We start from the raw sequence: 26,075 nt of genomic DNA on the forward strand, positions 1-26,075 counted from the left end.
CGGCGTTGACGGTCGACATCACGATGGATGTGCGCGGGCCACTGGACGGTGGCGCCGGCGCTCCCCTCGACGGCACGGCGATCGAAGGTCCCTACAGAGGCCACTACCGTGAGACGTACGTATTCGCGCTGCCTCAGGGGTCGATGCGCTGCAAGGTGCATGAGCCACGCTCGGAGCTGTTCCGGTTCGACCGCAGTTGCTTCCTCTCCGAGGACCGGTTGCTGCTGGATCTGCGCGGCCGGGTGAGCCGCATACCGGAGATCGTCGAGCTCGACGAGCACGTGCTGCTGCAGGGGTTCATCGAAGGGCGCACGCTGGCCCGGCGGCCGGCGGGGGCTCTGTCCGTGAGGCATGCCGCCCAGCTCGGGCGTCTCTTCGCGGAACTGGTCGTGGTGGCGCCTGGATCGATCACCGCGCAACGGAGCTGTGACGGTGCGCACCACGCATCCGAGGGCGGATGCGGAGCCTTCCTGGACGGCCTTGTCTCGTTCACCGAGGAGCAGGTCTACCGACGCCACAGCGACCGGTTCGGCTCGCTCTTCCACGACCTGGGAGTGCGCGACGGTGCGATGGGCGGCATCAGGCGCCGGGCCCGGACGATGGCGGACCGGCCCTTCACACTCCTCCACGGTGATCTGCACCGGCTGAATCTCATCGTGGACAAGGCGGACGACCTCTGGGCCATCGACTGGGAACTCGCCATGATCGGCGATCCGCTCTACGACCTGGCCACGCATCTGCACCTGATGAGGTATTCCTCGCTGGAGGCCGAACGGATATCCCGTCTCTGGTCCGAGGCGGTCCGGGAGGTCAGGCCGGAGTGCGCCAAGGGGTGGCGGGAGGATGTGGACACGCTTCTGGAGTACAAGCGGGTCCACTCCGTGCACACCGATGTGATCCGCGGGGCGATCGGCCTGATACGGCCGGGATCCGGGCCCGCCCTGACCCGGATCCCCGTGACGGCGCACAGGATCCGTGAGGTGCTGTCACGGGCCCGCGCTCCCCTCGGGCTCGACTCGGTGCCGTCACCGCGCGACATCATGCGCGCCTACGACCGGTGGCTCGGTCACGTCACCGCGTCCGCGCCCTGAACAGCACCCCCGACAGGGCCACCGCCGCCAGCAGGATTCCGGCCGCCCAGGTGAGGGCGATCCAGGGGGTGTTGCCCACGGGCTGGTCCAGGAGGAGGCCCCGGAGCGACTCGATGGCCGGGGTGACGGGCTGGTGGTCGGCGAAGCCGTGGAGCCAGCCGGGCATGCTGTCGACCGGGACGAACGCGCTGCTCGGGTAGGGCAGGAAGGACATGAAGAAGGTGAAGCCGCTCGCCGCCTCCGGTGTGCGGGCGAGCAGGCCGATCGCCGCGGCGGTCCAGGACAGGGCGACGATGTAGGCGAGGAGCACCGCGGTGACGGCGAGCCAGCCCGTGAGGGTCGCCGCGGGGCGGAAGCCGATGGCGAGGGCGACGGCGAAGACCAGCGTGGTGGAGACCAGGTTGCGGACCGTGCTCGCCGCGACGTGACCGGCGAGCACCGGGAGTCCGGCGACGTCCAGGGAGCGGAAGCGGTCGATGATGCCGTTCTTCATGTCCTCGCTGACGGCCACCGCGGTCGTGGCCGAGCCGAAGCCGGCGCAGAGGAAGAGGACGCCCGGGACGACGTACATGACGTACGAGTCGTAGTCGGCCCCCGTGTCGATCGCTCCGCCGAAGAAGTAGACGAAGATCAGCATCAGCATGATCGGCAGCGCCATCGCGGTGATGAGCGCGTCGATGTTGCGGCGGCTGACGAGCAGGCTGCGGCCGGTCATGACCGCGGTGTGGGTCAGAACTCCGGGTGCGTCAGACATGGGCCGGTGCCTCCGTCTTCTCGGTGGTGAGGGCGAGGAACACGTCGTCGAGGGTCGCCCGGTGGAGGGTGAACCGGTCGACGTCGGTGCGGCCCGGGTCGATCTCGTCGAGGAGGGCGCGGGCGTGGGCGGCGGAACCGTCCGTGGGGAAGCCGAGTGTGAGGGTCTCGGGGGAGTGGTGGACCGCGCGGGTGGCGAGCCGGAGGTAGGCCTCGCGGCTGCTGAGGACGAGATCCAGGCGGTGCCCGGAGACCCGTGTCTTCAGCGCGTCGGGGGTGTCCTCGGCGACGATGCGGCCCTGGGCGAGCACGGAGATGCGGCCGGCCAACTGGTCCGCCTCCTCCAGGTACTGGGTGGTGAGGAGCACGGTGGCGCCCCGGCCCGCGAGGTCGCGCACCACCTGCCAGAGCTCCCGGCGGCTGCGGGGGTCGAGGCCGGTGGTGGGTTCGTCGAGGAAGAACACGTCCGGCTCGGGTGACCCGACCAGCCCGGCCGCGAGGTCCAGGCGGCGCCGCATCCCGCCGGAGTACGTACGTGCCTGGCGGCGGGCCGCGTCGGTGAGGTCGAAGCGGGTGAGGAGTTCGTCGGCCCGCTGCCGTGCGCGGGCGCGGTTCAGTCCGTGCAGCCTGGCCATCATCCGCAGGTTCTCCTCGCCGGTGAGCGCCTCGTCGACCGCGGCGAACTGGCCCGTGAGGCTGATGGCCCGGCGCACCTGGCGCCGCTCGGAGACCACGTCGTGGCCGGCGACGCGGGCCGTGCCGGAGTCGGCGGTGCTCAGGGTGGCGAGGATCCGCACGGTGGTGGTCTTGCCGGCACCGTTCGGTCCTAGCAGGGCGTGGATCGCGCCGCGGGTGACGGTGAGGCCGACCCCGTCCAGGACGCGGACCCGCGAGCCCGCTCTGCCGTGGGATTTGGTGAGGTTCTGCGCCTCGATCATGACGTCGTGCGTCCCTGTGCTCATGGAGCTCCCCCATCTGCGTATGACATACGCGTTACTGCGTAAGCATTACGCAAACCTAGGATGGTGGCAAGCCGGTACTGGGGAAGGTGGCTTCGGATGACGGAGAACAGCGGTGCGTCCGCGCCGGGCGAGACAGGCCTGCCGGCCAGCATCGAGGCTGCCTGGGGGCTGCGTGACCGTCCGGTCAAGGGACCGAAGCCCGGGCTGAGCCTGGACCGGATCGTCGCCGCCGCCGTGGCGCTGGCGTCCTCGGAGGGCGTCGCCGCCGTCTCGATGGGCCGGGTCGCCAAGGAGCTGGGCGCCTCCACGATGTCGCTGTACCGCTACGTCTCCGCCAAGGACGAGCTGTACGTCCTCATGCAGGAGGCCGCCATGGGCGCCCCCGAACCGCTGCGTGCCCTGGAGGCCGGGGCGGGCTGGCGGGAGGCGCTCGGCGAGTGGGCGTGGGCCCAGCGCCGGATGTTCCGGCGCAACCTGTGGTCCCTGCGTATCCCGATCACCGGGCCGCCCGCCAGCCCCCACTCGGTCGCCTGGTGGGAGCAGGGGCTGCAGGCGCTGGAAGGCACCGGGCTGGCCGAGGGCGAGAAGATCTCCGTGATCCTCCTGGTCTCGGGATTCGTGCGGAACGAGGCCCTCGTCACCAGCGACATCGCCTCCACGGTGGAGGAGAAGGGCATCTCCGTCGACGAGGTGATGGCGCGGTGGGAGCGGACGGTGAACCGGCTGGTCGACCCCGTCCGCCACCCGGCGCTGACCAGACTGCTTGCCTCGGGCGCCCTCAGTGAACCGGACCCGGACGACTACGACTTCGAGTTCGGCCTGGAGCGGGTGCTCGACGGCATCGAGGTGCTCATCGCGAGGGAGGCGCGGTCGTGACCGACGAGAAGATCAGCCTGCGCGAGCGCAAGAAGCAGCTGACCTACCAGGCCGTGTCCGACGCCGCGATCGCGATGTTCCTCGAGCGGGGCTTCGACAGGGTCTCGGTGGCCGAGGTGGCGGCCGCCGCCGACATCTCCAAGCCGACGCTGTTCCGCTACTTCCCGTCCAAGGAGGACCTGGTCCTGCACCGGTTCGCCGACCACGAGGACGAGGCGGCGCGGGTCGTCTCCGGCCGGCCGGACGGCATGTCCCCCCTCGACGCGCTGCGCCACCACTTCATCACCGGCCTGGACAGCCGTGACCCGGTGACCGGACTCTGCGACCACCCGCATGTGCTCGCCTTCCACCGGCTGCTCTACGGGACCCCTTCGCTCGTCGCCAGGCTGTACGCCTACCAGGGCCGCTCCGAGGAGGCGCTCGCCCGCGCGCTGGACCCCCGCACCCCCGTCGCGGCCCGGCTCGCGGCGGGGCAGATCATCGCCGTACTGCGCATCCTGGCCGAGGAGAACTGGCGGCGCGTGGACGCGGGGGAGAGCGCCGACCAGGTGTACGGGGACGCGAGGGCGGCGGCCGGGCTGGCCTTCGGCCAACTGGCGAAGGGGCTGTTCACCCCCCGGCCGGGGTGAGCCCGAACGGGCCGTACGGATTCGGACGGTTCGCGGTAGGGAGTGGCGGCCATGCCGAGCGCGACACCCGGGTGCGGATGACCACCCGCCGTTCAGCCACCGCCCCGTCATCCGTGCAGGTGTTCACGGACCAGAACGCCGGCGTACGGCTCCCCGGTGCGCCCCGCGTGGACCATCCGCTCCTTCACCTCGCGCAGTGTGCGCGGTCGGTATCCGGGCCCGGTGCAGCAGCCCATGTGGAAGCGGACGCCGGCGTTGAGCAGTACGGAGAGCGCACGCCATGCGGCGGTGTCACGCCGTCGCGGTGCCTGGAACGCCGCGCCCACGCCGATCAGCGCCCCCGCGCACCGGGGGCACCGGCGCTCCGGGCTTCCGCCTCCGGGCTGCTTGTAGGAGGCCCGGCAGGGGAGGCAGACGAAGGAGCTGTTGGCGGGCATGGGGCGAGGCTATGGGAGAGGGCCCTTGCCGTTCCACCGGTTTGAGGGCCCGCTCGGCGGACCGGTCCGAGCCGTCCTGCACCGCCCCAAAAGCGTTCGCGCGGTACGGGTCAGTCCTGCTGTGCTCGGGGGCAGCCGTGAAGTCCGACGAACCGGAGAGCCGCATGCCCCCGCAGATGGAACTGGTCGCGATCACGCTGGACTGCCCCGACCCGATGGCGCTGGCGGAGTTCTACCGGCAGGCCACCGGATACGAGCCGCATCCGAGGTCGGACGACGAGTTCGCCGGTCTCAACCGTGAGGACGGGCTCTTCATGGGGTTCCAGCGGGTCGAGGACTACCTGCCTCCGAGCTGGCCCGGGCAGACCTCCCCGCAGCAGCTTCACATCTGCTTCAGGGTCGCCGAGAGTCTGGACGCGGCCGAGGCGCGACTGCGGGAACTGGGGGCGGGGAAGCCGGAGTACCAGCCGCTGGGCGACAAGGCCCGGGTACTCACCGATCCCGCGGGTCACCCCTTCTGCATCGTCCGTCGCTGACCGCCCGGTCCTCGTCGGTCTCCCGGTTCCGCGGCGAGCGCGTCCAGGTCCTGAGGGGCCTGGCAGGCCGCCGGGAAGGTCGCCTCGAAGCCGTGTCCCGGAAGGTCGACGGCGGCTGACCGGTGCCCGAGCAGGGCGAGTTCGGCCTGGAGCGGTGCGAACGAGAACGAGTTGGCGAAGGCACCGTGGACGAGGACGAAGGTCGGTGAATTCTGCATGCCTCACCCTGCGACAGGAGCCTGCGGGCGGCAAGACCGGGAACGCGCCGGGGACCGGACACCTCCGGGCGGATCCCGCCGGCGTGCGGTCGGCACACCCGCGGGGCCGCTCCCGCCGATCCCGCGACCGGTTCCGTGCCGCCCGCGCGCGGCTCACGACCGGTTCCCGGTCAGGGGCTCAGGGTGCCGCCCCTGACTCCGGAGAGCGAGCCGGTTCGCAGATCCACGATCCACACGACGACCTCGGCCACGACGAAGAGGGCCACGACGCCGATGACGAGGACCCTGGCCCAGCGCGGGAAGGCCGAGGGCTCCCACCGGGGGGCGGGCTCGGACCGGCGGGTCCACAGCCACAGGTACAGGCCGACGCGTACGCACTCGCCGACGACGAACGTCGACACCCCGAGGGCGTTCCCGCCGTCGATCTCGGTGGTGGCGGTGTGCCCGGCCATCCCGGCGACGGTGATCACCAGGAGGTTGGGTACGAAGATCCAGGCGACAGCGGTCCACTTCCGAGCCCTTGTCCACCACCGGGACATGCACAGGGCCGCGATGCCGCCGTACATGAGCAGGAACACGGGCAGCCGGAGGATTCCGTGCACCGCCTCGCCCGGTGCGAGCTGAGCGACGATGCCCACGGCGGTGCCCGCGGCGAAGAGCCCGACGACCCTCTCCGGCCGCGTCCAGGAGGACTCCTTCGTGGCCGGACCCGCGGCGCGCACCGCGGCGGAGCCGATCTCGTACGGGTCGCCGCACTCGTCGAGGACCTCGGCGACCTCGCCGGGCCGCTCGGCGAGGGCGACGGCGATACGTTCGGCGAGGTCGCCGGTGAGCCGGGCGCGGGCGGAGGGCGGAAGGGCGGAGGCCGCTCGGTCGACGGCACTCAGGTAGCCACGGATCTCGTTCTCCGCGGCGTGGGGGCTGGTGGTGTGCACTGGACTCGATTCGGGTTCGTCGTCGGTGTACGCGGGACGGTCCTGAGGCGTGATCGCCGGCAGGTCAGCCGCGGTCTCGGCGTGCGGGCGGGCGTCGCCCGGTGGAAAGCACGGGGGGCGGCGTCGGGGAGTGGATCCGCGGGCGGGGGGGTGTGTGCGGCCCCGGGTACGTGCCCGGGGCGCCGCGTCACGCCGTGCGGCGGCGCAGGGTGCGCAGTGCCGCCCACCCGAGGAGCGCTGCCACGGCGAGGGCGAGCGCGCTCGAGGCGATCTGGTAACCCCAGTAGTCGCCCATGTCGAGGGAGTTGATGAGGTAGACGTCCTGGGGCAGCGCGTCGTAGAAGGTCAGACCGAGGATGCCGCCGGGGTGGAACCCGTGCACCTTGGAGAAGATCGGGAAGTCGACCAGCAGGACCAGTCGCGAGCGGACCAGGACCGCCGTCGCCAGCCAGGTCAGCAGCGGTGCGGCGATCAGCGCGGCCCAGGTGCGGCGCAGCAGCGTGCCGGCGTAGGCACCCGCGGCGGCTCCGAGGACGGTGTAGGCGACGGTGACGGGGCCGATGGTGAAGGCCGCCGTCGACCACTGGGCACCGTGCACCAGCAGATCGTGCTGGACGGCGTACCCGGCGCTGCGCTGGAAGAGCACCGTCAGCGGTGCGGTCAGCACGACGAAGACCGCCGCGACCGTGGCCCAGCGGACGCTGAACCACCGGGTGGGGGTGACCGACTGGGTCAGGGCGAGGACGACGCTCCGGCTCTCCCACTCTCGGGCCGTCAGCACCGCCACGGCCGCCGCGGCGAGGAGCGCCGGCAGGAAGGCGAGGCCGCTGCCGTCGTTCAGCAGCCTGGTCGTCAGGGTGTGGGCGTCGGAGACGAAGCTCTCGAAGTGGTAGGCGTGGTTGCCGACCCGTTCGCGCAGCGCGATGGCGTCCGCCCAGCTCCCGTAGTGGTACACGATCGGCACGGCGATGCGAACGGCCAGCAGCAGGACCACTGCGGCCACGAGCCAGTACTGACGCAGGGCGAGGCGCAGCAGGGGCAGCCGGGGGGACTCGTTCGCGGTGGTGACGGTGGTGGCGCTCATGCGGCGTGGTCCTTGATGATCGGTGCGGTGAAACCCCGGCTGCGGCCGGGTGCCTCGGGGCCCGTGAGGTGGGCGAGGACGAGTTCTTCCAGGGAGGGGGGACGGGCCTCCCAGTCCTGGGGCAGGGGGCCTGCCGGGCGGATCAGCGCGCTGGTGCCGCGTCCGGCGGGCCGTGACTCGATCACCGGGTGGTCGCCGAGCCGGTCGGCCCCGCCGGGGACGGTCACCACCGCGTGGGCGGCGGTGAGGTCGTCGATGTCGCCGCTGAGCCGTACCGCGCCCTCGTCGAGGAGCAGCAGGTGGTCGCAGGCGTCCGCCAGCTCGGAGATGATGTGCGAGGACATCACCACGGTGGTCCCGGTCTCGGCGACGTGGGCCATCAGGAGGCCCATCACCTCCCGGCGGGCCACCACGTCCAGGTCGGCCATCGGCTCGTCCAGCAACACCAGGTCGGCCCGCTTGCCCAGGGTGAGCGCCAGCGCGATCCGGGTCCGCTGGCCCCCGGACAGGTCCCCGACCCGGTCCGTCCGGTGGAAGCGCGACGGGTCCGCGATCCGCTCCACCAGCTCCGCGTCCCAGTCGCCCCCGTTGAGGCGCTCGACCGTGCGCAGGGTCTCGGCGACGGTGAACCGGTTGAACAGCGGCCGGCTCTGGGCGAGGAAGGCGACCCGGGGGTGACCGGCGCGCGGGGCTCCGCCCAGGACCTTCACCGTGCCCGACGTCGGCCGCCGCAGGCCCGCGGCCAGTTCCAGGAGTGTGGACTTCCCGGCGCCGTTCGGCCCGACGAGCGCGCAGACCACGCCGGCGGGTATCTCGAAGGTGCAGTCGTCCAGGACGTCCGGTCCCCGGCGCCGGTGTCGCATGCTCACACCGTCGGCGGCGAGCGCCGCGTCAGGGCTGGTGGGGTACGGCATCTGGTACCTGCTCCTTCGAGGGATAGAGGTCGTCGAGTACATCGGTGAAGAGTGCGGCCAGGTCGTCGCGCTCCAGACCCGCCTCACGGGCCCGGGTGGCCACGTCCGCCAGTTCGTCCCGCCAACGCGAGTCCGCCGCGGCGGCGGGAGCGCCGAGGGTTCCGGTCACGAAGGTCCCGTGTCTTCGCCGGGTCTCGACCAGGCCCTGGGACTCCAGCTCGCGGTACGCCTTGAGCACGGTGTTGGGGTTCAGCGCGGTCGCCTCGACCACCGCACGCGCTGTCGGCAGCCGGTCGCCCGGTGTCAGCAGGCCCATGCGCAGGGCCTGTTGGACCTGTTGGACGATCTGGACGTAGGCGGGAATCCCACCGCCCCGATCGATCCGGAAGGCGAACGCCACGGCGGAACCTCATTCCATCAATGGACTAATGGAATGATGCATTGAACTAGTGGAGTAAGTCAATGCGCGGCGATCGCGAGGCTCCGCCGTGAACTCGCCCGAGGGGCCTCGGCCGGGGCGGGGCCGGGCGCCGCGACGCGAGTACGCGGTCGGCGCCCGGGCGGTGCCCCGTCTCGGCCGAGGTGAACCATGGCGAGGCGCTGACCGGCAATGGTTCATCCTGAGTGAGGCGCTGTCCGGTGCGGCGTCCCGCTCGACCTGAGGTCCGGGGGTCCTGCGCCGCTTCGGCGCTCGGCGGCGAACTCGTCGAGGAGCTCGAACAGGACCTTGATCGCCCGCTGTTCGTCGCATCGCCGACGAGGCGACGCGTGGATCGCATCGAGGAGACGAGTTGATCGCGGAGTGCCGGCAGAAGGTGCGCGAGCGCTGTCTCGCCGCAGCCGTCATGCCGGCTCCCGGGCCGTGGCGGCCGGTGATGGACCGCGGGACTCCCGTCGGGGGTCTGCTCGGTGCCGGATTCGCCGTCCATCCCGACGGCGGACACGATCTCGTGATGGTCACGGCCTGCGAAGCCGCCAGGGAGGCGCTCGGTACTGCTGCACGCGCAGGAGACGGCTTGACCTGCCCTACTGGTCAAGTGACCGGCATCGGGCCCAGTCGCAACAGCACGGTCACGCATCGTTCGTCACAACAGCACGGTCACGCATCGTTCGTCACAACAGCACGGTCACACACCGTTCGTCACAACAGCACGGTCACACATCGTTCGGAACACTTTTGCAAGCAGGCGCTTGCAAAAGTTAGCAAGGGTGGGCAGTATCGAGGCATGGCATCACTCAACGTCGGCAATCTCGGCGAGTACCTGCGGGAGCAGCGGCGTACCGCGCAGCTCTCGCTGCGGCAGCTCGCCGACGCCGCCGGGGTGTCCAATCCGTATCTCAGCCAGATCGAGCGCGGTCTGCGCAAACCGAGCGCGGAGGTGCTCCAGCAGGTCGCGAAGGCCCTGCGGATCTCCGCCGAGACGCTCTACGTGCGCGCCGGGATCCTCGACGAACGGGAGCGGGAGGAACTGGAGACGAGGGCGGTCATATTGGCCGATCCGTCGATCAACGAGCGGCAGAAGAACGTACTGCTGCAGATCTACGACTCCTTCCGCCGCGAGAACGGTTTCGATGTCGCGCCCGACACCGGCGCCGAGTCCCACGGCGGGACCGGTGCGGAGAGCAGAATCGACGCCGAGGCGGAAAGCGGTGCCGGTGACGCGAACGGTGCCGGTCCGGATGCCCGCGGCCCCCGTACGGCCGGCGGCAGTGATGCAGACCCACCAGCTAACTGACTTCTGATGATCCGGGAGGACCACAGTCATGGCCATCACCGATGACCTGCGTAAGACCCTCACCGACCCGACCCCCCTCTACTTCGCCGCAGGCACGGCCGACCTCGCCGTGGAGCAGGCGCGCAAGGTGCCCGCGCTGATCGACCAGCTGCGCGCCGAGGCGCCCGAGCGGTTCGAGGCCGTGCGCAACACCGACCCGAAGGCCGTCCAGGAGCGGGTCACCACGGGGGCCAAGGAGGCTCAGGCCACCGTGCAGGCGAAGGTCAGCGAGGTCTTCGGCTCGCTGGACACCGACCTGAGGAAGTGGGGCGAGAGCGCCCAGGACCTGGCACTGCGGGGTGTGGGTGTGGCCGCCGAGTACGCGGTCCGGGCCCGTGAGACGTACGAGAAGGTCGCCGAGCGCGGTGAGCTCACCGTGCGTACCTGGCGCGGCGAGACGGCCGAGGAGATCATCGACATCGCGGCCGTCGTCGAGGCGGAGCCGAAGGCGGTGCCCAAGCAGAAGTCCGACGCGGCGGTGAAGCCGGCGACGCCCGCGAAGCCGGTGGCCCCCGCCGCGAAGAAGCCCACCCCGAAGGCCGCCGAGTCCAAGGCCGCCCCGGCCGCGACGGCGAAGAAGACCGCGCCCGCGCGCAAGCCCGCCGCGAAGAAGGCGACCCCGCCCTCCGCGAAGTAGGACCCGCGCGGGGTCCGGCGCGCGCGTATAGCGCGCGTGCGGGGCCGGATGCGTGTGAAGTCCGGCGCGTGCGAGGTCGGACGAGTGCGCAGCAGGCCGTGGACCGCTCCGCGAGGCCGGGCGGGGCGGTCCCAGGATTGCCGGGCCGGGGACCCGGGCACCTTTCGGGATGCCCGGGTCGTTGTCCCAGTACCTCGTCGTCCCGGTACGTTGGCCACGAGGCGCTCATCCACTGACTAGGCGGTGCTCACCGTGTTGCTCGAAGCATTCGGCTCTTTCCTCCAGCTGCTGTACCTGGCCATGCTCGTCCTGGCCGTGGTCGCGCTGGTCTTCGCCGTGACGGCGCGCGAGGACGCCTACCGGGCCGCGGACAAGCAGAAGAAGTCCTTCTGGCTGATCATCCTCGGCGTGACCGTCTTCGTGAACCTCGTGATCCCGATCCTGTTCCTGCAGATCGCGGGCGTCATCGCCTCCATCGTCTTCATGGTGGACGTGAAGCCCGCGCTGAAGGCGGTGTCGGGCGGAGGCCGGAGCGGCGGTTCCAGCAGCGACGGACCGTACGGCCCCTACAACGGCGGGCGCTGAGCGCCCGCGGCGGACGTGGCACCGGGGCGGGAGCGCAGGGCGCTTCCGCCCCTTCGCCGTATCCGGGACTCGTCGCGTTCGAGGAGGAGCACCGCGACGTCGTCGGTCAGCTCGCCGCCGTTCAGCTCCTGGACCTGGGTGACCGCGGACTCCAGCAGCGCCTCTCCGCCCAGCCCCTGGTCCAGGCGGCCGTTGACCATGGCGACCATTCCGTCCTGGCCCAGCCGCTGGGTGCCCTCCTGCCCGACGCGGCCCTCGATCAGCCCGTCCGTGTACATCATCAGGCTCCAGGAGCCGCCCAGCTCCACCTGGCGCCGCGGCCACCGGGCGTGCGGCAGCAGGCCGAGTGCCGGGCCGCCGTCCTCGTACGGCAGGAGCCGTGCCGCCCGGCCCTTGCGGGCGATCAGCGGTGCCGGGTGGCCGGCGATGCAGAGGCCGGCGCGGCGCCCGTCGGGTGCGATGTCGAGGGTGCAGAGCGTCGCGAAGATCTCCTCGCTCTGCCGTTCGTGCTCCAGGACCTGCTGGAGGGTGGAGAGCAGGGCGTCGCCGCAGAGCCCGGCCAGGGTGAGGGCACGCCAGGCGATACGCAGTTCCACGCCGAGCGCGGCCTCGTCCGGACCGTGGCCGCAGACGTCGCCGATCATCGCGTGAACCGTGCCGTCGGACGTGCGGACCGTGTCGTAGAAGTCCCCGCCGAGCAGTGCGCGGCTGCGCCCGGGACGGTAGTGGGCGGCAAAGGCGAGGTCGGATCCATCGAGGAGCGGGGTGGGGAGCAGACCGCGCTCCAGGCGGGCGTTCTCCTGGGCGCGCAGACGCGACTCCGTCAGCTGGTGCTGGGCGATGTCCGCGCGCTTGCGCTCCACGGCGTACCGGATGGCCCGGCTGAGGAGGCGTCCGTCGAGCTCGTCCCGGAAGAGGTAGTCCTGCGCCCCCACCCGTACGGCCTCGGCCGCGCGCTCGGCGTCGTCCTCGGCGGTGAGCGCGAGCACGGCGTGACGCGGGGCGATGCGCAGTACGTGTTCGAGCGCGGCGAGCCCGCCGGTTGCCCCGGTCCCGGCGTCGCGGGCCTCGGCACGTGCGCCGGCCGGACGGGCCGCCGTGTCGAGGTCGAGGTCGAGCAGGATGCAGTCGACGTCGTCGGTGAGCAGCCGCCCGGCCTCGGTGAGGTTGCGGGCGGTACGGACACGGACCCGCGCACCCGAGGTGGACGACAGATCCGGTACGGCGAAGGTGCCCGCAGGGTCGTCCTCGATCACCAGGAGTGTGAGGTCGGCGCCATGAGTGGTCTCCGCAGCGGGAACGGCACGTTGCTGCGGTACGGGTACGGGCATCGGTTCGGGTTTCCTTCCCTCCCCCCGAGGGCGCGGGCGGGCCGACGAACGACGACCCGCCGACGGGACGATAGCGGTCCGTGGCGGGGGAACGGAATGGTGCCTGGCGATCATCCCGTGTACCGGGCAGGGCCATAAGCCGCTTCCCACCACGGATCCGGCGTGATCGGCGCGCATGAAACGGACATGAGGTCATGACAAACATCACGCGGCCGACACGCACCGCACACATCGCCCGGCACGTCCGCCGGGATGTCCTACGCGTGGCTGGAACCGGCATGTGAGCGCTGGAGGAACCGAGGGCGCCGGGGAGGCCGAGGGCGCGGGACCGGAGTGGGGAGTTGACCGGTCTTGCACGGACCCGGGCGGGTGTGCGGACCCGGGCGGGTGTGCGGACCCGGGCGGGTGTACGGACCCGGGCGGGTGTACGGACCCGGGCCGGTGTGCGGACCCGGGCCGGTGTGCGGACCCGGGCCGGTCGGACAGCGACCGGTCACGCACACGCCGGTCTTCGGGCACGGACCGGTGCACGGGCACGGACCGGGACCGGTTCACGGGCAGGGACCGGCTCACGGGCACGCGCCGGTTCCACGGACGTGGACCGGTCTACGGATACGTACCGGTCGCCGGGCGCGCGCCGGTCGCCGGGCGCGCACCGGTCCCCGGGCGCGCAGCGGTCCGCGGACACGGACACGGACCGGGGCCCGGTGCGCGACGGCCGGCCTCCGGCCACCAGGACTGACGGACCGGGTGGCCGTTCACAACTCCCGGCGGCTACCTGCCGACTACTTGTCCGGCCGGACCACGCCGAGGATCTGCATGGAGCCGGCGCCCGTCAGCGTGACCTGCCGTCCGGGGCGGGGTGCGTGGACGATCGAGCCGTCGCCGACGTACATACCGACGTGGCTGGCGTCGCTGTGGTAGATGATCAGATCGCCGGGGCGCATGTCCTGGATGGGGATGTGGGGCAGTTGCCGCCACTGCTCCTGGGACGTCCGCGGGATCGGGTTCTTCGCCGCGGCCCAGGCCTGCGAGGTCAGTCCCGAGCAGTCGTACGAAGCGGGGCCCTCGGCCCCCCAGACGTACGGCTTGCCTATCTGGGCGGTCGCGAAGGCCAGGGCCTTCCTGCCGGCGGCGCTCGCCTCGCGGTTGATGTCCTTCAGCGCACCCGAGGAGAGCCAGGCGGCCTGTGCCGTCGACGCAGCGTCCTGTTCCATCTTCAGGAGCCGGGCCCGCTCCTCCTCGGCGAGCTCCGATTCCAGCTTCTCCGCGGCCTTGATCTGGGCGTTGATGCTCTTCTTGGCCTTGGCCTGCTTGACCCGGCTCGCCTCGACCTTCTTCCAGTTGAGGCTTGCGTCCTGGGTGTACGTCTCCAAGTCCTCCTGGGCCTGCTCCAGTTCGGTCAGCATGCCCTTGGTCGCCTGCTGGCCCTGCCGGGCCTGGTTGATCCCGTCCATGAAGAGGTCGGGGTCGCCGCTCAGGACGAGCTGGGCACCCGGCGGGAGCCCGCCGTTGCGGTACTGCTCGCGCGCCTGGGCGCCCGCCCTGTCCTTGAGTTCGGCGATCCTCGCCTGACCGTCCGCGATCGCCTTCGTCAGCTTGACGATCTCGGCGGACTGCTTCTTGGACTCCTCCTCGGCGAGGTTGTACGCGTCGGTCGCCGCCCCCGCCTTCCGGTAGAGGGTGTCGATCTCCTCGCGCACCTGCTCGAGCGTCTTCTTCCCCGGGGCGGCGGACGCCGTGGCGGACGGGGCCGGCTCCGGTATCGGAGCCGCCATGGCCTGGACCGGCGCGGTCAGCACGGCCAGTGCGCAGACCAGAGTGATCGCGGCAGAGGCACAGTGGCGTCGGTTCACAAGCTCCCCCTCGGGGCGAGAGGCAATGGCAGCCTTCCCGCCTACAAGTGACTTACCGTCAGTAACTTCTGGGTGGTGACGCGATCGTGCCACGGTGTCCCGAAAAGCAACAGAGGTCCGCGTCACCGGCCCCGTCACACAATGAGACGAACAATGATCCACCGGTGTTCCCGGATCCACCCCTGTTCACGGGCCGTTTCCGCCTCGGACGTCCCTTGTCCGCCGGGAGTGCGGGCCGGCTGGGCGGGTGATGGCGGGCGGGTGGTGACGGGCGGGTGGTGGCAGGCCGCGCCGTCCGAGGAGGGCGCGGCCGGTCGGCGGGCGGTGGCCCGCCCCGTCGGCTCGGCACGCGGGTCCGGCCTCCGGGTGGCGGTCCGCCTCAGCCGCCGGGACGCAGGGCGGTCCAGCGGACGGTGATCTCCCCCTGGCGCCAGCGGCGCTCCCCGTCCGTCAGCGGCCAGTCGGCCGAGACCGCCCGGACCGCCGCGATCCAGCGCTGCCGGGCACCCAGCGACGCGTAGGGCGAGGCCGTGGCCCAGGCGCGGTCCAGATCCCGGAGGAAGGCGTGGACCGGTTCGCCGGGCACGTTGCGGTGGATCAGCGCCTTGGGGAGACGCTCGGCGAGGTCGGAAGGGCGGTCCAGGGAGGCGAGCCGGGTCGCGAAGGTGACGGTTCGGGGGCCTTCGGGGCCCAGCGCGACCCACACGTGCCTGCGGCCGATCTCGTCGCACGTCCCCTCGACCAGCAGGCCGTCCGGCGCGAGACGGGAGCACAGCCGCTGCCAGACGGCGGTGACCTCGCCCTCGTCGTACTGCCGGAGCACGTTCGCCGCTCGGATCAGCGTCGGCCGGCCCTCCAGGGGGACCTCGAAGCCGCCGTGCGCGAAGGTGAGGCCCTCCCGCTCGTACGGCCGCGCCGCCGCGACGCGTACGGGGTCGATCTCGATGCCCACGACGGTGGTGCGCGGCTCGGCGGCGCGCAATCGCTCCAGCAGTTCCACGGCGGTCCAGGGTGCGGCGCCGTAGCCCAGGTCGACCGCGACGGGGGAATCGCTGCGGCGCAGGGCGGCGCCGTGGGTGGCTGCGATCCAGCGGTCCATCCGGCGGAGCCGGTTGGGGTTGGTCGTCCCGCGGGTCGCGGTGCCGATGGGGCGCTGGTGCATGGGAGCGAGCGTATGCGAAGCGCGGCCGGGCAGACGTGGGGGAGCAGGGCGGGGAGGGCCACCGGCATGCCGCTCCGGCACGCCGGGGAGAACGCAATGATTTGGCAAAGTGGAAATGAAAGGCTTGGTTCCACTGTTTTCGCCCTTCGAAGGGGCTCTCTGCCCCCGACGCGTCATGCCCTGAGCGAGGAGGAGCGGACCGTGAGCCAGTACGTCTCCCGGCTCGGCAGCAGCCGTGCGGCACCCCGTATCCGCTTCCCGGGCGGATTCGCCGGGAGCCGCAAGCCCCGCCGGGTCGCGATGCTCTCGGTGCACACCTCCCCGCTGCACCAGCCCGGCACGGGCGACGCCGGCGGCATGAACGTCTACATCGTGGAGCTGGCCAAGCGCCTCGCCGCGATCAACATCGAGGTCGAGATATTCACCCGGGCCACCACCGGCGGGCTGGCCCCGACGGTCGAGCTGGCGCCCGGGGTCCTCGTCCGGCACATCGACGCGGGCCCTTACGAAGGGCTCGCCAAGGAGGAGCTGCCCGCCCAGCTCTGCGCCTTCACCCATGGGGTGATGCAGGCGTGGGCCGGCCAGCGGCCCGGCTACTACGACCTGGTCCACTCCCACTACTGGCTCTCCGGGCAGGTCGGCTGGCTGGCCGCCCAGCGCTGGGGCGTACCGCTCGTCCACGCCATGCACACCATGGCGAAGGTCAAGAACGCCGCGCTCGCCGAGGGCGACACCCCCGAGCCCGCCGCACGTGTCATCGGCGAGACCCAGATCGTGCACGCCTCCGACCGGCTCATCGCCAACACCGCCGGGGAGGGCGACGAGCTCATCCGCTTCTACGAGGCCGACCCGGCCTCGGTCGCCGTCGTGCACCCAGGGGTCAACCTCGAACGGTTCCGCCCCGGCGACGGCCGCGCGGCCGCACGCGCCAGGCTGGGCCTGCCGCAGGACGCGCTGATCCCGCTGTTCGCCGGTCGGATCCAGCCTCTGAAGGCACCGGACGTACTGCTCCGCGCGGTCGCCGTACTCATGGACCGGGACCCCTCCTTGCGCTCCCGCATCGTTGTCCCCGTCGTCGGCGGCCCCAGCGGCAGCGGGCTCGCGAAGCCCGAAGGCCTGCAGAAGCTCGCCGCGCGCCTGGGCATCGCCGACGTCGTACGGTTCCACCCGCCGGTCGGGCAGGACCAGCTCGCCGACTGGTTCCGGGCTGCGTCCGTGCTGGTCATGCCCTCGTACAGCGAGTCCTTCGGGCTCGTCGCCATCGAGGCGCAGGCGGCCGGCACGCCGGTGGTCGCGGCAGAGGTCGGCGGCCTGCCGGTCGCGGTCCGCGACGGGGTCAGCGGATTCCTGATCCAGGGCCATGCCCCCGAGGCGTACGCACGGGCGCTCGGCAGGTTCGCGGACGACGCGGGGCTGGCAGGGCGGATGGGAGAGGCGGCCGCCGCGCACGCCCAGTCCTTCGGCTGGGACACGGCCGCCGCGGCCACGGCCGATGTCTACACGGCGGCGATGCACGACCACCGGCGCCGCGCCCGCTCGCACCACCGCTGAGGACCGTCCGCACCACGGCCGAGGGCCGCCGTCCACTCCTGGGCGCGACCGCCTGTCGTACGCTCGCACCATGGCTGACGTATCCGAGGAAGCAGCAGCGGCGCAGGTCATCGAGGCGACGCTGGACGACGCCGAGCTCGAGTGGGAGAGCCCCGGGCCCGGCAACTACGTCGTGAAGCTGCCCGGTACGCGCAAGCTGTCCACGACCTGCTCACTGATCGTCGGGCAGCACTCCCTCTCCCTCAACGCGTTCGTCATCCGCCACCCCGACGAGAACGACGCCGCGGTGCATCGCTGGCTCCTGGAGCACAACCTCCGTCTCTTCGGGGTTAGTTACGCCATCGATCAGCTCGGCGACATCTACCTCGTAGGCAGGCTCCCGCTCTCGGTGGTCACGCCCGAGGAGCTCGACCGGCTCCTCGGGGCGGTGCTGGAGGCGGCCGACGGCGCGTTCAACCCGCTGCTGGAGCTGGGTTTCGCGAGCGCGATCCGCAAGGAGTACGCCTGGCGCGTGGAGCGCGGCGAGTCCACCCGCAACCTGGACGCCTTCACCCACCTGACGAAGCGACCCTCCTGACCGGGCAACCCTCCTGGCCGGGCGACCCTCCTGACCGGGCGACCCTCCTGACCGGGCGACCCTCCTGCCGAAGCGGCCCTGCCCTCAGGCAGGAAGGCTGCGCGACGGGGTACCGGTGCCGCGGGTTCAGGACAGTCGGTCGAGTGCCGCCTCCAGCCTCGGTGCCACTTCCTTCCAGGTGAGGTCCAGCACCTCGAGGTCCGGGCCCCGCGGCACGGTCTCGGTGAGCATGATCAGGTAGAGGTAGCTCCGGTAGAGGTCGAGACGGCGGCGTACGGACGGGGAGAAGACGAGTGGTTCGGCGGCCGAGGCCGCGTACCCCGCGAGGAAGTCCGCGTCCGTCTCAGGATCCTCGAACAGGGAGGTGGAGACCAGGTCGGCGACCGGGTCGCCCCAGAACATCCGCTCCCCGTCGATGACGCCCCCGACGCGCAGCGCGCCCGGCTCCCCGGTCACCAGGACATTGCCCTGCCACAGGTCGAAGTGGACCAGGGCGGGCCGGGTCACCTCGTCCAGTACGTCCGACGCCCCGGCGAGCACCGAACGGATCGCCTCCACAGGGCGCGGCAGGCGCGCGGCGAATGCCAGGGCGTCGGCGAGCACGGCCTCCGTCATCGAGGTGAACGCCGCCCGCCAGGTGGGGGCGAGCGGCCCCAGGGCCTCGGACGGGTATCCGAACCCCGCCGGTCCGGTCACCCCGTGGAGCAGACCGACGATGCCCCCGAACTCGGTGCGCAGCGCCCGGCTGTCACTGGCCTGCAGCTCTTCGGTCATGGTGCTCCAAGGGCGCCCGGGGCACGTGGTCATGACGAGATGCATGCCGGCCGGCCCGTCGGGGGAGAGCGCGCTCCGCACCACCCGGGGGATCACCCCGCCGCCCACCTCGGCGGCCGCACGGTAGAAGGTGAACTCGTTGACGAGCAGGCGCCGTTCGTAGCTCAGCCCCGTGGGGTGCCCGGGCGGCACCTTCACCACCCAGTCCCTTCCCTTGTCCAGGATCACGCGGGTGACGGTGTTGTAGGTGCCCCCGGTGAGCGGTTCCCGCGAGACGACCTCACTCTCCCGGACCCCGAGGGACGTCAGTACGGCTGCTGTTGCGTCGACGGACATGCGGGCCCCTCATGGCTGGACTGTGTGCACGAGCCGACCCACAGCGCTCTCACAGCGTGATCACAGCGGAGTCACGATCACATCCCGTGACGGCGCGAGCCGGGCATCGGACAGGTGCCCGATCGTAGAGTGTGCGACACCGCGACAGCCCTCCCCGGGTGCCGAAGTGCGCGCTCGGGCGGCGCTGTTGCTCCTTCGAACGGAGAGTTGAACGACCCATGCGCACCGCTGCCGTACGCCGCACCGCCCTCGCCGCCGCCGTGGCGTCCCTGGCCCTGCTCGCCACCGCGTGCAGCGGTTCGGATTCCGATGCCAAGGGTGACGGCGGTGCCGCCGGAGGCAAGGACGAGGCGTCCGCCAAGCCCTCGGCGGTCAAGGCGCTGACGACGGCCGAGCTGGAGAAGGCGTCCCTGGAGCAGGGTGATGTCGCGGGGCACAAGGTCACCAGGACCGGGCCCGAGGACATCGCCCGGCCGGGAGAGGTCACCGTGGACAAGAAGGAGTGCGAGCCCATCGGGTTCGCCTTCTACGGCGTCGAGCGGGGCACCCCGGTGGGGAACGCCGGACGCAAGGTCGTCCAGGAGCCCAAGGTCGACGAGACCGCCGATCCCGAGGACGCGCTGGCAGGCATGCTCGACATGACCTCCTCCCTCGTCACCCTCGCCTCGTACGACGGTGACGGAGCCGCGAAGAACATCGCCGAGCTGCGCGAGTCCGCGGCGAAGTGCGCGACCGGCGGCTTCACGCTCACCATGAAGGGTTCGAAGCAGAAGGTCACCAAGCTGACCGAGGAGAAGGTGACCGGCGGCGAGGAGGCGCTTGCCTGGCGGGTGCAGATGGGTGAGGGCGACGAGGCGGCCCCCTTCAAGCTGGTGAGCCTGCGTCAGGGCGGCACCGTCGCCACGTTCTTCTCCTTCAATCTCGGGAAGACCGGGGCCGACGCGGACTTCCCGCTGCCGACCGCGGTCATCGAGGCGCAGGTCGGGAAGCTCGGCTGAGTGTGCTCGGGTGAGGGGGCGGGGGCTGGGGGACCGGCTTCCGCCCCTTCGGCTTCCGGGGCAGCGCGAAGCACACGGCGGTGAGGACCAGCAGTGCCCCGCCGAGCTGGGCCGGCGATAGGGATTCGCCCAGCACGACGTATCCGAGCGTCATCGCGGCGAGCGGCGAGCCGAAGCCCAGGACGGACACGGTGAACGCGGGCAGCCGCTCCACCCCGCGGAACCACACGGCGTAGGCGAGCAGTGCGCCGACGAGGCCGAGGTAGGCGAACCCGGCGACGTTCCGGCCGTCGACCGATCCCGGCAGTCCCTCCCCGATCAGCATCGCGGGCAGCAGGACGATCCCGCCGGCGCTCAACTGCCATCCGGTGAAGGTCAGCAGGCCGATCTCCGGCGGACGGCCCCATCGCTTGGTCAGCACGATGCCGGCGGCCATGCACACGGCTCCGAGGAGTCCCGCGCCGATACCTGCCGCGTCCACGCCGGCGCCCGGTGTCAGGGCGAGGAGGCCGACGCCGGCCAGCCCCAGGCCGCAGGCGACGGCGCTCGCGGCGGTGATCCGCTCCTTCAGCAACAGCGAGGACAGGGCGAGCACGATCGTCGGCTGGACGGCCATGACCAGGGCGGCCACCCCGCCGGGCAGGTGGTAGGCGGCGACGAAGAGCAGGTAGAGGAACGCTCCGATGTTCAGCGTGCCGAGCGTGGCGGCCCGCCACCACCAATCCCCGCGAGGCAGTTGCCGGCCGATGGCGAGCAGGATCAGCCCTGCGGGCAACGCCCTTACGGTCGCGGCCAGTAGGGGCCGGTCGGGCGGCAGGAACTCCGTGGTGACCAGATAGGTGGAACCCCACACCAGCGGGGCGAGGGCGGTGACGGCCGAATCCGCCGCGATCCGGTTTCCGCTCATCGGGCACCTCCGCTCGAGATCTTCTGCGTCATGACAGGACGGTAGCGTGATTACTTAGCACTAAGCAACCTGATATCTCAACGCTAAGTCAATGCTGAGCGAAAGTTATGCTGAACGCATGAGTGACCATGTGGACCGCGTACTGGCGCAGTGGGCGGAGCAGTGCCCCGGCCTCGACACCTCGTCGATGGGGGTGATCGGGCGGATCAAGCGGCTGGCCAGGATCGTCGAGGCGGAGCAGCGTGCGGTCTTCGGCGCGCACGATCTCGACCCGGCGGCGTTCGACGTCCTGGCCACGCTGCGGCGCAGCCCGGCGCCCCATCGGCTCACCCCGGCGGAGCTGATGCGGTCCGCGATGGTCACCTCGGGAGCGATCACCCAGCGGCTCGACCGGCTGGAGGAGCGTGAACTCGTGACGCGTACGCGAAGGGCGGAGGACGCTCGCAGCGTGCACGTCTCGCTCACCCCGGCGGGCAGGAAGCTGATCGACCGGGTGCTCGGGGACCACGTCGAGAACCAGAACCGCCTGCTGTCGGGCCTGGGCGAGGGGCAGCGCGAGCGCATCGCGGACGACCTGCGAGACCTGCTGGAGTCCCTCGGCGACACCGACCGGCAGGTCGGACTCCGGTGACGAGGGCTGGACGCACGGCCCGGCGGGCTGCTGGGCGGGAGGGTGCCCAGGAGCCGCGGTGCCGTGTCAGGGCAGGGGCACGAGCCTGACCACGGTGACCGTCAGCACGGAACCGGAGACGTAGTACAGCACGATGGCGCCGGCCACCGTCGCCTCCCGCCGGTCACGTTCACGTTTCACGGCGGTCGATGCGTGACCGTACGGGTCCAGGCCCAGGGTGCGCGCCATCTCGTCCCGGAACGAGTCGCCGTCGCGCATCTTGGCCAGGGTGTCATCGGCGGGCGGGGCGAAGGAGATGCGGAAACTCAAGCGACGTTCCGCCTCTCGGCCTCGTCCCGAGCCAGCCGGTCCAGGATCTTCTCGGCCTCCGGGTCGGGCACGGACTCGAGCATCCAGTGGCGCATCACGGCCTGGATCTCGTGCACCCCGGCGTCGTTGATGGCCTCGTCGAACTCCGCGCGTCTCTCCTCGGGGAGTGCGGCGCGGATCGCCGGGATGCTGTTCGGCACATCGACCTCGGTGCCGCCGACGTAGGTCTTCAGAGACTCGCCCATGACCGCTCTCCCGATCTCCTTGCTTCGCGCGCCCCGCCCGCCCCTGCCCTCATGGATGTGTTCTGGGTAACAGGCCGGTGTGGGGGACACGTTAGCGGGTGCCGGACCGGCGGGGCATGACGCGTGCCGCCGGTCCGGCCGGATGCCGGGACGGTGGGGTGTGACGGGTGTCGCCGGTCCGGCCGGATGCCGGGACGGTGGCCGATCGGGCTGCCGGGGCGGCCGGTGCCCGACGGGCAACGGCCGTCGGCGCAAGGGCTGTCGGCGGCGCGGTCTTCAAGGGCCGTCGCCGTCCCACGACATCCGGTGCCCGCACGTCAATCCGCTGTGCCATGCACCGCGTCCGACGCCGGGCGTCGATCCGCCTTGCGGTGCACCGCGTCCGATGCCGGGCGCCGATCCACCTTACGGTGCACCGCGTCCGACGCCGGGCGCCGATCCACCGGGACGTGCGGGACAGCCCGCCCTATACGACCGGCTGGCCGATGCCCAGCATGTTGCCCTCGCTGTCACGGAACCAGGCACCCCGCTCACCCCGGGCGCCCTTGCTCGGATAGTTCCCCTCGATCTCCGCGATCCCGTCCCGCGTACGGAAGCCCGGCAGGTCCACCTCTTCGAACACCACGCCGCGACGGCCGAGTTCCGCCACCACCGCGTCGACGTCGTCGACGGTCCACCCCATCTGGGTGAACGTGCCCGGTGAGGCGCCGGTCGACAGGAACAGTGCGAACTCCGACTGCCCGCACCGGTAGAGCAGCCCACCGGGCCGCTCGTCGACGGGTTCCAGCCCCAGCTTCTCGGAGTAGAACCGCCGCGCCCGCTCGAGGTCCTGAGCCGGCAACCGCGTGGCCGCACCGCGCGCGCCTGCCAGGGTGTTACCGCTGTCTGCGTCCATGAGGCCACTGTGCCGTGCGGGGCGCCCGAAGCGGGGGAGCGGGAGCAGGCGATTCGCTCGGCCGGCGCGGAACGTCAGTCGCTGCGGGCACGAGCGCCGACGTGTGGGCCCGGGTCCGCGCCATGGGGTGCCCGGCCCTGCCCGACGAGCCGGAACCGGTCGCCGTTCAGCCGCGGCGCAGTCAGGAGAAGGGCCCGTGCAGCGCTGCCCATTGCAGGAGCAGGAGGGTCTTGCCGTCGATGATGCGCCCGTCACGGGTCATGTCGAGGGCCTCGGCGAAGGGGAGTTCGAGGACCTCGATGTCCTCGCCCTCCTCCTCCAGGCCTCCTCCCGCGGTCACGCGGTCGGCCTGGGTGTAGGGGGCGGCGAAGTAGTGGAGGCGTTCGGTGACGGAGCCCGGGCTCATGTAGGCGTCGAGTACGTGGGTGAGCGGACCGAGCCGGACGCCGAGTTCCTCGTGGCTCTCACGGCGGATCGCGGTGTGCGGGTCCTGCGCGTCGAGCAGCCCCGCCGCCGCTTCGACGAGCATGCCGTCAGGGTGGCCGTTCACATAGGCCGGGTAGCGGAACTGCCGGGTGAGCAGGACGCAGCCGCGTCCGGTGTCGTAGGGCAGGACGACGGCGCCGTCGCCGCGGTCGTAGGTCTCACGCTGCTGGGTCTCCCATCTCCCGTCCCGCCGCCGGAAGTCGAAGGTGGTGCGACGCAGGACGTGCCAGCCCTGGGAGGTGAGTTCGACGTCGCGTACCCGGACGCCGGGGTTGCGGTCGAGGTCGCGTCCGGCGAGGTGGAGGCCGGTGCGGCCGCGGTGGTCCGGGGTGTCCACACCCGGGCCGCCGGTCACGCGGTCTCCAGCGGCGTACGGCGGGGAATCTCGGCAATGTCGTGGTAGACGGGCAGTCCGAGGCGGCGGGCGGTGGCCACGTCCTGGTCGGCGCCCACGGACTCGCCCGGCAGGCGCAGCACGGCGTCGCAGCGCGCGAGCAGCCGGTCGGCGGTGGCGGGGAGTACCCGGTCGGCGAGCGGATCGGTGGGGCCCGCGCCGACGGACCCGAGGACGGGCAGGGCGATCCACTCGCCGATGACGGGAAGGTGCCCGGTCGCGAAGACGGGCCAGGCGGCGGTTTCGAGGCGGGTGAGGTTGGTGGCCATGGCCTGCGGGTCACCGTCGGTGCCGGAGCGATAGGGGCCGGCTATCAGGATGAGCATGGGCTTGTCGGTCATGACAGCTAAGATACATGCAGAATCGTGCAAGAACTGGAAGGAATGCGCATGCTGGCTGCGGAACGGCGCGACCACCTCCTCGACCTGCTCGCCCGTGAGGGGAAGGTCGTGGCCAAGGACGTCGCCGCCGACCTGGGCATCTCCGAGGACAGCGTGCGCCGCGACCTGCGGGACCTCGCGGCCGAGGGGCTGTGCCAGAGGGTGTACGGCGGTGCTCTGCCGGTGTCTCCCGCGGTCGTCGGCTACGACGCCCGGCAGGCGGTGGCCCCCGACGGCAAGCGAAGGGTCGCCGCGGCGGCCGCCGCTCTGGTGCGGCCGGGGAGCTCGGTGATCCTCGACGGCGGCACCACCGCCCTGGCTGTGGCGAGGGCCCTCCCGGACGACCTGGCCTGCACGGTGATCACCCACAGCCCGACGATCGCCACGGCACTGATCAACCACGCGCGGGCGGAGCTCTTCCTGCTCGGAGGCCGCGTCTTCAAGCACTCGGCGGTCACCTGCGGCGCCGCCGCGGTCGAGGCCGCGCAGAACGTCTCGGCCGACCTCTGTCTGCTGGGCGTCACCGGTGTCCACCCCGAGGCCGGGCTGACCACGGGGGACGCCGATGAGGCGGCGATGAAGCGCGCCTTGGCCGCGCGGGCCGCCGACACCTACGTCCTCGCCTCCTCGGAGAAGGTCGGTGCCGCCTCGCAGTACCGCGTGCTGCCCTGGCAGAAAGTCACCGGAGTGATCACGGACGCCGACCCCCATGACGCAGTCGTCGAGCAGCTTGCCGCACTCGGCGTACAGGTACTCCCGGCCACGTGAACGGGCTTCCGGTGGGCCGTTTCCCTCGGAGCCCGGCCGCGGCGCGGCACAGGGCCCGGCCCGCCAGGGACCGCCGCCGCGAGGTGGCGAGGTGCGAGGCGGCGAGGCGGCGAGGCCACGGAGCCTCGAACTCTGTCGCTCCGGGGCCCGAGCGCGAAAACGCCCCCGATCCGCGCGCCAGGCGCAGGTCGGGGGCGTGATCGCGAAGGCTACTTCTTCTTGCCCTGGGTCTTGCGGGGGATCTTGGTGACCTGCATTTTCGCTGTTCAGGGCCGGTGGGCCGATGCGCCCGGTGGTCGTCTTTGGTCGTCATTGGCCACTGTTGAGCAGCCTCGGACGGCCGCCCAGGGGCGGCCCAGACTTCTGCCCGCTGGCCCGGCACGACGTACTACGCGCTGATGGGCAAGTCTCGCGCCTGCTGACGCGCTTGGGCCCGCAGTTCCTTCAGCCGACTGTGGAACGTGTTCTGCCGGTTCTGGTCAAGATTTAAGGGTATGTCGAGTTGGGAGATGAGCTTCGATTCCAGGTCCCATGGCTCGTCCTGCTCGATCCAGCACACTCGGGCGTTGTCCGCCATCCATTGAGTCAGGGTGGCTTCGCCGGCCTTGCAGAAGGTCATCCGCTTGCCGCTTCCCACGCGGCGCAACTCAAGCCCGAGCAGGCACCCGAGGGTGAGCCGAAGCGTCGAGCCAGCCGCGTTGCCTCGGTAGTGGTATCGCACCCGTTTGCGCAGGTTCTGCGTGCTGGCTCGGGTCGCCATGAATCGCGGGGCTATGCCGACGTAGAGCAAGCGTCCGGCCTCCAGGTCCGTGTGGGGCGCCTGCTCGAAGTGCCATCCATAGACTCCTGCTGCCGCCGGTACAGGACTCGGACGCAATAAGACCTCCCGCGCCGACCAAAGCCGGTCCGGACTAACGAGAGCGTCCGCTTCCATGAAGCCTCCAGACGAGATGAGTGACGGCGGCAGGCTACTGGTCGGCACCGACAGGACACCCCTGCCTGCACAGGTGCGGTGGGACATCTGCCTGGGAAGCTCGGGTTGT

General features: G+C 71.4%; 30 protein-coding genes and 1 pseudogene. 12 read left to right on the forward strand and 19 right to left on the reverse strand.

What is annotated here, in order from left to right; genetic code table 11:
• Window positions 1-5 precede the first annotated feature (5 nt).
• Entirely contained in the window at window positions 6-1,091 is a 1,086-nt protein-coding gene (locus ACFXOA_RS08420) for a phosphotransferase (RefSeq protein ID WP_385023982.1), read from the forward strand.
• Here the strand turns inward: ACFXOA_RS08420 and ACFXOA_RS08425 are convergent.
• Both ACFXOA_RS08425 and ACFXOA_RS08430 read right to left on the reverse strand, forming a co-directional pair.
• Window positions 1,072-1,845 (reverse strand): ABC transporter permease, encoded by a 774-nt coding sequence (locus ACFXOA_RS08425; RefSeq protein ID WP_385023984.1) that lies wholly within the window; start codon window positions 1,843-1,845, stop codon window positions 1,072-1,074. The genes ACFXOA_RS08420 and ACFXOA_RS08425 overlap by 20 nt on opposite strands.
• Window positions 1,838-2,806: an ATP-binding cassette domain-containing protein gene (locus tag ACFXOA_RS08430; RefSeq protein ID WP_385023986.1), complete on the reverse strand. Its 969-nt coding sequence runs from the start codon at window positions 2,804-2,806 to the stop codon at window positions 1,838-1,840. Before ACFXOA_RS08430 ends, ACFXOA_RS08425 begins: the two co-directional genes overlap by 8 nt.
• 96 nt (window positions 2,807-2,902) lie before the next feature.
• Here ACFXOA_RS08430 and ACFXOA_RS08435 point away from each other — a divergent pair, with 96 nt between their 5' ends.
• A complete protein-coding gene (locus tag ACFXOA_RS08435) occupies window positions 2,903-3,682 on the forward strand; it encodes a TetR/AcrR family transcriptional regulator C-terminal domain-containing protein (RefSeq protein WP_385023988.1) in 780 nt (259 codons plus the stop codon).
• On the forward strand, window positions 3,679-4,311 hold the full coding sequence (locus ACFXOA_RS08440; protein WP_385023990.1) for a TetR/AcrR family transcriptional regulator: 633 nt from the start codon (window positions 3,679-3,681) through the stop codon (window positions 4,309-4,311). Before ACFXOA_RS08435 ends, ACFXOA_RS08440 begins: the two co-directional genes overlap by 4 nt.
• 107 nt (window positions 4,312-4,418) lie before the next feature.
• On the opposite strand, the gene ACFXOA_RS08445 is transcribed toward ACFXOA_RS08440, so the two are convergent.
• Window positions 4,419-4,748, reverse strand: a complete 330-nt coding sequence (locus ACFXOA_RS08445; RefSeq protein ID WP_385023992.1) for a deoxyxylulose-5-phosphate synthase — start codon at window positions 4,746-4,748, stop codon at window positions 4,419-4,421.
• 164 nt (window positions 4,749-4,912) lie between these two features.
• On the opposite strand from ACFXOA_RS08445, the gene ACFXOA_RS08450 reads away from it, so the two are divergent.
• Window positions 4,913-5,284 (forward strand): VOC family protein, encoded by a 372-nt coding sequence (locus tag ACFXOA_RS08450; protein WP_385024186.1) that lies wholly within the window; start codon window positions 4,913-4,915, stop codon window positions 5,282-5,284.
• Between the two features lie 8 nt (window positions 5,285-5,292).
• Here ACFXOA_RS08450 and ACFXOA_RS08455 read toward each other — a convergent pair.
• From ACFXOA_RS08455 to ACFXOA_RS08475, 5 genes and pseudogenes are all read right to left on the reverse strand, one after another.
• Window positions 5,293-5,502: pseudogene (locus ACFXOA_RS08455) on the reverse strand (alpha/beta fold hydrolase); the annotation flags it as partial.
• 170 nt (window positions 5,503-5,672) lie between these two features.
• Window positions 5,673-6,437, reverse strand: coding sequence for a hypothetical protein (locus ACFXOA_RS08460; RefSeq protein ID WP_385023994.1), 765 nt, complete (start codon window positions 6,435-6,437; stop codon window positions 5,673-5,675).
• Between the two features lie 187 nt (window positions 6,438-6,624).
• Window positions 6,625-7,521, reverse strand: coding sequence for a hypothetical protein (locus tag ACFXOA_RS08465; protein ID WP_385023996.1), 897 nt, complete (start codon window positions 7,519-7,521; stop codon window positions 6,625-6,627).
• Window positions 7,518-8,435, reverse strand: coding sequence for an ABC transporter ATP-binding protein (locus ACFXOA_RS08470; RefSeq protein WP_385023998.1), 918 nt, complete (start codon window positions 8,433-8,435; stop codon window positions 7,518-7,520). Before ACFXOA_RS08470 ends, ACFXOA_RS08465 begins: the two co-directional genes overlap by 4 nt.
• Window positions 8,413-8,835, reverse strand: coding sequence for a GntR family transcriptional regulator (locus ACFXOA_RS08475; protein WP_385023999.1), 423 nt, complete (start codon window positions 8,833-8,835; stop codon window positions 8,413-8,415). The genes ACFXOA_RS08470 and ACFXOA_RS08475 overlap by 23 nt, the downstream gene beginning before the upstream one ends.
• Before the next feature lie 826 nt (window positions 8,836-9,661).
• Between ACFXOA_RS08475 and ACFXOA_RS08480 the strand changes: the two genes are divergently transcribed.
• The 3 genes from ACFXOA_RS08480 to ACFXOA_RS08490 all read left to right on the forward strand — a co-directional run bounded on the left by ACFXOA_RS08480 (window position 9,662) and on the right by ACFXOA_RS08490 (window position 11,432).
• The gene (locus ACFXOA_RS08480) at window positions 9,662-10,171 is read left to right on the forward strand and encodes a helix-turn-helix domain-containing protein (protein WP_385024001.1); all 510 of its coding nucleotides are present in this window, start codon (window positions 9,662-9,664) and stop codon (window positions 10,169-10,171) included.
• 28 nt (window positions 10,172-10,199) lie between these two features.
• A complete protein-coding gene (locus tag ACFXOA_RS08485; RefSeq protein ID WP_385024003.1) occupies window positions 10,200-10,847 on the forward strand; it encodes a hypothetical protein in 648 nt (215 codons plus the stop codon).
• A gap of 252 nt (window positions 10,848-11,099) precedes the next feature.
• Window positions 11,100-11,432: a DUF2516 family protein gene (locus ACFXOA_RS08490; protein ID WP_385024005.1), complete on the forward strand. Its 333-nt coding sequence runs from the start codon at window positions 11,100-11,102 to the stop codon at window positions 11,430-11,432.
• Here ACFXOA_RS08490 and ACFXOA_RS08495 read toward each other — a convergent pair.
• The 3 genes from ACFXOA_RS08495 to ACFXOA_RS08505 form a co-directional block, all read right to left on the reverse strand.
• Window positions 11,414-12,763 carry a PP2C family protein-serine/threonine phosphatase gene (locus tag ACFXOA_RS08495; RefSeq protein ID WP_385024007.1) on the reverse strand — a complete coding sequence of 450 codons (1,350 nt, stop codon included), beginning with the start codon at window positions 12,761-12,763 and terminating at the stop codon, window positions 11,414-11,416. The genes ACFXOA_RS08490 and ACFXOA_RS08495 overlap by 19 nt on opposite strands.
• Window positions 12,764-13,548: 785 nt before the next feature.
• Window positions 13,549-14,619, reverse strand: coding sequence for an NlpC/P60 family protein (locus ACFXOA_RS08500; RefSeq protein WP_385024009.1), 1,071 nt, complete (start codon window positions 14,617-14,619; stop codon window positions 13,549-13,551).
• Window positions 14,620-14,998: 379 nt separating this feature from the next.
• Window positions 14,999-15,781 carry a class I SAM-dependent methyltransferase gene (locus ACFXOA_RS08505; RefSeq protein WP_385024011.1) on the reverse strand — a complete coding sequence of 261 codons (783 nt, stop codon included), beginning with the start codon at window positions 15,779-15,781 and terminating at the stop codon, window positions 14,999-15,001.
• Between the two features lie 201 nt (window positions 15,782-15,982).
• Here ACFXOA_RS08505 and mshA point away from each other — a divergent pair, with 201 nt between their 5' ends.
• Window positions 15,983-17,332 (forward strand): D-inositol-3-phosphate glycosyltransferase, encoded by a 1,350-nt coding sequence (gene mshA, locus ACFXOA_RS08510; RefSeq protein WP_385024013.1) that lies wholly within the window; start codon window positions 15,983-15,985, stop codon window positions 17,330-17,332.
• Between the two features lie 70 nt (window positions 17,333-17,402).
• The gene (locus tag ACFXOA_RS08515) at window positions 17,403-17,909 is read left to right on the forward strand and encodes a YbjN domain-containing protein (protein WP_385024015.1); all 507 of its coding nucleotides are present in this window, start codon (window positions 17,403-17,405) and stop codon (window positions 17,907-17,909) included.
• Window positions 17,910-18,035: 126 nt separating this feature from the next.
• On the opposite strand, the gene ACFXOA_RS08520 is transcribed toward ACFXOA_RS08515, so the two are convergent.
• Complete coding sequence (locus ACFXOA_RS08520; RefSeq protein WP_385024017.1) at window positions 18,036-19,019, reverse strand: phosphotransferase family protein; 984 nt, start codon at window positions 19,017-19,019, stop codon at window positions 18,036-18,038.
• A gap of 218 nt (window positions 19,020-19,237) precedes the next feature.
• Between ACFXOA_RS08520 and ACFXOA_RS08525 the strand changes: the two genes are divergently transcribed.
• A complete protein-coding gene (locus ACFXOA_RS08525) occupies window positions 19,238-20,017 on the forward strand; it encodes a hypothetical protein (protein ID WP_385024019.1) in 780 nt (259 codons plus the stop codon).
• Here the strand turns inward: ACFXOA_RS08525 and ACFXOA_RS08530 are convergent.
• Entirely contained in the window at window positions 19,986-20,924 is a 939-nt protein-coding gene (locus ACFXOA_RS08530) for an EamA family transporter (RefSeq protein ID WP_385024021.1), read from the reverse strand. The two genes, ACFXOA_RS08525 and ACFXOA_RS08530, sit on opposite strands and share 32 nt — an antisense overlap.
• Window positions 20,925-21,042: 118 nt before the next feature.
• On the opposite strand from ACFXOA_RS08530, the gene ACFXOA_RS08535 reads away from it, so the two are divergent.
• Complete coding sequence (locus tag ACFXOA_RS08535) at window positions 21,043-21,555, forward strand: MarR family winged helix-turn-helix transcriptional regulator (RefSeq protein WP_385024023.1); 513 nt, start codon at window positions 21,043-21,045, stop codon at window positions 21,553-21,555.
• A gap of 66 nt (window positions 21,556-21,621) precedes the next feature.
• Here ACFXOA_RS08535 and ACFXOA_RS08540 read toward each other — a convergent pair whose 3' ends face one another.
• The 5 genes from ACFXOA_RS08540 to ACFXOA_RS08560 form a co-directional block, all read right to left on the reverse strand.
• On the reverse strand, window positions 21,622-21,864 hold the full coding sequence (locus ACFXOA_RS08540) for a hypothetical protein (RefSeq protein WP_365520621.1): 243 nt from the start codon (window positions 21,862-21,864) through the stop codon (window positions 21,622-21,624).
• A complete protein-coding gene (locus ACFXOA_RS08545) occupies window positions 21,861-22,109 on the reverse strand; it encodes a hypothetical protein (RefSeq protein WP_385024025.1) in 249 nt (82 codons plus the stop codon). The genes ACFXOA_RS08540 and ACFXOA_RS08545 overlap by 4 nt, the downstream gene beginning before the upstream one ends.
• 466 nt (window positions 22,110-22,575) lie before the next feature.
• Complete coding sequence (locus tag ACFXOA_RS08550; protein WP_385024027.1) at window positions 22,576-23,004, reverse strand: VOC family protein; 429 nt, start codon at window positions 23,002-23,004, stop codon at window positions 22,576-22,578.
• A gap of 181 nt (window positions 23,005-23,185) precedes the next feature.
• Window positions 23,186-23,845, reverse strand: coding sequence for an NUDIX domain-containing protein (locus ACFXOA_RS08555; RefSeq protein WP_385024029.1), 660 nt, complete (start codon window positions 23,843-23,845; stop codon window positions 23,186-23,188).
• On the reverse strand, window positions 23,842-24,225 hold the full coding sequence (locus ACFXOA_RS08560; RefSeq protein ID WP_385024031.1) for a DUF4406 domain-containing protein: 384 nt from the start codon (window positions 24,223-24,225) through the stop codon (window positions 23,842-23,844). Before ACFXOA_RS08560 ends, ACFXOA_RS08555 begins: the two co-directional genes overlap by 4 nt.
• Before the next feature lie 48 nt (window positions 24,226-24,273).
• On the opposite strand from ACFXOA_RS08560, the gene ACFXOA_RS08565 reads away from it, so the two are divergent.
• Window positions 24,274-25,032 (forward strand): DeoR/GlpR family DNA-binding transcription regulator, encoded by a 759-nt coding sequence (locus tag ACFXOA_RS08565; RefSeq protein ID WP_385024033.1) that lies wholly within the window; start codon window positions 24,274-24,276, stop codon window positions 25,030-25,032.
• A 388-nt stretch (window positions 25,033-25,420) separates the two neighbouring features.
• Here ACFXOA_RS08565 and ACFXOA_RS08570 read toward each other — a convergent pair whose 3' ends face one another.
• Window positions 25,421-26,053 (reverse strand): GIY-YIG nuclease family protein, encoded by a 633-nt coding sequence (locus ACFXOA_RS08570; RefSeq protein WP_385024035.1) that lies wholly within the window; start codon window positions 26,051-26,053, stop codon window positions 25,421-25,423.
• Window positions 26,054-26,075: the final 22 nt, after the last annotated feature.

It is taken from the genome of Streptomyces sp. NPDC059166 (assembly GCF_042755185.1).
GTDB lineage: Bacteria > Actinomycetota > Actinomycetes > Streptomycetales > Streptomycetaceae > Streptomyces.